Origin of the sequence: Sporomusa acidovorans (genome assembly GCF_900101845.1) — a bacterium.
GTDB lineage: Bacteria > Bacillota > Negativicutes > Sporomusales > Sporomusaceae > Sporomusa > Sporomusa acidovorans.
Window position 1 is genome coordinate 1 of the sequence record NZ_FNAM01000105.1, and the last position, 4,113, is coordinate 4,113.

Annotated in this window: 4 protein-coding genes; 1 reads left to right on the forward strand and 3 read right to left on the reverse strand. The window is 40.7% G+C overall.

The features are described 5' to 3' along the window. The first annotated feature begins 585 nt into the window (after window positions 1-585). Window positions 586-1,167, forward strand: coding sequence for a DUF1847 domain-containing protein (locus tag BLR65_RS28590; RefSeq protein ID WP_093798213.1), 582 nt, complete (start codon window positions 586-588; stop codon window positions 1,165-1,167). A gap of 397 nt (window positions 1,168-1,564) precedes the next feature. On the opposite strand, the gene BLR65_RS28595 is transcribed toward BLR65_RS28590, so the two are convergent. From BLR65_RS28595 to BLR65_RS31580, 3 genes are all read right to left on the reverse strand, one after another. Further along, on the reverse strand, window positions 1,565-2,761 hold the full coding sequence (locus tag BLR65_RS28595) for an MFS transporter (RefSeq protein WP_218130684.1): 1,197 nt from the start codon (window positions 2,759-2,761) through the stop codon (window positions 1,565-1,567). A gap of 45 nt (window positions 2,762-2,806) precedes the next feature. Further along, window positions 2,807-3,151, reverse strand: a complete 345-nt coding sequence (locus BLR65_RS28600) for a PadR family transcriptional regulator (protein ID WP_093798215.1) — start codon at window positions 3,149-3,151, stop codon at window positions 2,807-2,809. 246 nt (window positions 3,152-3,397) lie between these two features. Further along, window positions 3,398-4,105, reverse strand: coding sequence for a methyl-accepting chemotaxis protein (locus tag BLR65_RS31580; RefSeq protein ID WP_281241625.1), 708 nt, complete (start codon window positions 4,103-4,105; stop codon window positions 3,398-3,400). Between the last annotated feature and the right edge of the window lie 8 nt (window positions 4,106-4,113).

Sequence of the window (4,113 nt, forward strand, 5' to 3'; positions counted from 1 at the left end):
AGGTAGTAATTTTAGTATAGACGATCGTTATGGCTAAAATGAGTCTAAATTCGGAACAAACTAGGAACTTTGCAGAATAATATTGTTTATCGCCGTATTGTAATGTATGCAGTCAAAAGCATACCGCACCGTTTGGCGCCCAATACAAAATCATGTTCCCTTACCTGCAGGAGTTCTACATTCTCTTGACATACACCGCACAGTATTATATATTAATTATGAAATATAGTTCATAATTTAAAAAGAGTACCTATGGCCCGCCTACACCACTTACCTGTCAGACCGATGGTCATAAATAGACCCTACCCCGCGGGACCGGGCAGCGCTGCCACGATTAAGATGTCCTGCGTGCCCGGCATCCAATGTATGCCGGGACGTAGAATAAAAAATTTTAATCTAATTATGAAATATATCTCATATAATGACTAAAAAGGAGGTTTCCCATGTATTTACGAAAAGGCAATTAAGCATTTCCGTCACCCCCAAACGCCTGGTTGGTATTGCCGGATCCCGTCTCGCTTTCGTTGCCTAATTGCCTATACTAAACTTAATTATACATGACTATTCACAATGGGAGAGGATATTATGCAATGCGGATTATGCAAAGTAAAAAATTGTTCCACCGGACAAAACTGCCCTGGGCTGCAGCCAGCCGAAATCGAAGCAGTGTATGACACAACCGATCAGCAACTCATGATGGCAGCGGCCAAAATTGAAGGACGTTATTATATGCAGTTGTCGCGCCTGGAAGAAAGCGTAAAGTTTGCCCAAGAGATAGGCTGTACCACCATCGGCGTAGCTTTTTGCATCGGTTTAGCCAATGAAGCCAAATATATCGTGCAATACTTCCAAAAGTTTTTTACCGTGCATTCTGTATGCTGCAAAGTCTGCGGGTTCGATAAACACCAGCTTGATCTGGAACAAATCAAAGCGGACCGCTATGAAGCGATGTGCAATCCGGCCATACAGGCCAAAATTTTAAACGACGAAAAAACGGAATTAAACTTTGCTGTCGGTCTTTGCGTAGGACATGACATGATTTTTACACGTCACTCCACGGCTCCGGTATCTACACTTGTAGCCAAAGACCGTTTGCTGTCCCACAATCCCTTGGGAGCTATTTATGCTGGCTATTGGCGCAACAAGCGCCTTGGTTTAATGGACTAATCGGGCTGCAACCCGGCCTTATCCAGGCTTTGACCTGCATGTAACCGACTTAAATTCAGATAATATCGGCCAAATCCGCTGTGGTATCCATATCGAGTATGCAGAGCTTAACGCGAGCACGCTCGTTGGGCAGATATTGTTAGAATTTCCTTTTTTATCTCCTGCTCAATTTCTTCAATATTATCAGTGATTTTCTTTATGTCAGCTTCATATTGGCGTACTTTATATCCTGGAACATGAACGGTTGTATTGCAAAGCCAAAACTCTTCTTTCCTCCAGGACTTCTTCCCACTAATGCCGCCTTTAACTGTTCTAGCGTCATATCGCTTAATTTAACTTCATTTAAAGTGCTTCCTTACTGAATAGATCTAAAAATCCACAATACTTGATCGCTAAACTAATTCGTTTTTACGGCTAGACTGCGCTGAAAACGTGCTGCCGGACGGCTCTTCATTCCTAACGCAATCAATCCGGCAACGATTGGAAGCAGAAATAGAACAAAAATTGCTGCTGAAAGACCCCAAGTATCAGCGATACGGCCAATTAATACTACAGCAAGACCGCCGATTCCACCTGCAAATCCCATAGTCAGACCTGCGGCAAGTGCTTTATTATTAGGAATAGCCTCTTGGGCTGCTATCACAGTTACTGAAAAGCTAGATAACAATGCAGCTCCAGCTAGAGCCAAAAAAATTGTACTTAGCAAGCCTTGGGTATAGAAAAATCCAAAAAACATCGGTGTAGAAAGAACTAGAGAACCGACAATAAGCCGTTTGCGTCCATAGTAATCAGAAATGAAACCGCCAATAATGCCACCAATGGCACCTGCTGCCAGCATAATCGTCAACAAATGTCCTGCTACAATGTTTGATACATTCTCTGATTTAAAATAGAGTGGCAGCATTGTTAATAGCCCGGTATAGGCTAAAGACCGAATTGCTATTACGCCAATAATGGCTACAAGTTCCCGACTTGCTGATTGCAACGATCGTATAACGACGGAAAGTGGCGGAGTTGAACCTGATAATATGTTATTTTTGGGGGCAAAGAATGCTAATATGATTGCGACTAGTAGGCCGGGAATTACGGTTATGACCGTAGCTTCTAATCCGTATGCCTGAAATAGCGGAATGAGAATAAGCGGCCCCAGCGCAAAACCGAAATTTCCAAAAGCTACAAACCCAGAAAGTAAAACCGCTTTATGGTCACCGCTTAAGACGTTAACCATAGTAGACGCCTGTGGATGAAATGCAGCTGTTCCGAGTCCGGCTAAAGCCGAAAAAGTAACTAGTAGCCAATAATTCTGGATGAGTCCTGTCAAACTCAACATAACTGCCATCCATAATGTTCCTACATAAACAAACCACCGCTTGCCTGCCCGGTCCAAAAAAAAGCCGAACAGCGGCTGAAAAAAGGAAGATGTTATTGTAAAAGCTGATATTAGTATAGCGGCACGAGTAGCTGTGAATTCGGGATGTAATACTACAAGAAACGGAAGCATTTGGGGTAAATAATTACTGTAAAAATCATTTAGCATGTGAGAAATTGATAATATTCCTATCTTTGAATATTGAACAGATTGATTTCGATTCAAAAAAATCACTCTCCTTTCAGAATGATATATTGCCCCAGATCAGTTTTAATTTTGTTCCTCCTTTATTACTTCATTATAACGTGCTAGAAAAAAATCTAAATTTTCACGGCGTTGTTTAATATCTATTGCAAAATCAGCAAGTGCTGAAATACCTTTAGGTGTAATTTTATACCACTTCTGAGGCTGGCCCCCCTCGATTATTTTCCATTTTGTTTCTAATAAGCCCTGTTTCTCCATGTCTTGTAAACTTCGATAAACGATGGCACTATCGGCAAAGCAGTATGGTAGCTCGCCCTTCATCTTAGCCAAAAGCGCTGCTCCATAAGAAGGCTTCTGTGCCAAAAAAAGTAATAAAAAGGCCGGGGTATGTCTCCCATATTTCTTATTCATATGATTTCCCTCAATTCTATTAGTTAGAACTTTCCTAACTGTATACTGTTTATAACATTATAGTGTTATAAACAGTATACAGTCATAATATAGGATAGTCAATATAATCCACGGAATTATTTTTCAATGAATTGTACCAAAATACTATTAATGAAAAACACCCAACACTTATTTTTTAGTAAGTGTTAGGTGAGCCTTGACATTTTTGCTGCGCAATATTTATTTATAAGTAAAAAGCAATGATGTTTATGTGATCTTGCGCATTTTCTCTTGAATTGTATAAGTATTATTCGACACATTTTGTAACGCGGACGACTCTTGCTGAGATATCGAAATAGTTTCTCTAACCGCCTGCCCAATATCATTCATTGCTGTTTGTGCTAGTTGAAGCGTCCTAGTAATTTTATTTACCGAATCTGCTGAGTAAGTAGCCAATTTGCGGATTTCATTAGCTACAACGGCAAACCCTCGTCCATTATCGCCAACTCTGGCTGCTTCAATAGCTGCATTTAAACCTAGCAAATTGGTTTCTCCCGAAATAGTCTGAATGAAATCAAGAATATTATTTAATTCCTTTAGATTTTCCTCAGTTTTGCTCAGTTGTTCCTCCATTTGCTGATATCTGACAGCAATGTTCCCCGAAGCAGTAGCCATATCCTGAATAGCAACGAGGATACCCTCTATATCCAAAGCCGCACTTTTTATAAGGGCTTCCCTTTCCCGGTAGGCCTGTATTTTCTTTATTTCTTCTGTCACTATGATAGCTGCCATTTTTTGTAAAGGTCGAACCTGTTCCGGATCTCCAGATATTCCAATACAGCCGATACGTTTCTTATGATATTGGATTACGCCATTATAACCCGCTTTTACTCCCTGCATGTTCTTCGCTTCATCAACAGTAATAGCAATTTCATCCACTTCACCAGCCATTATCTTTTGGGCACCGGCATGAATCGTTCCTA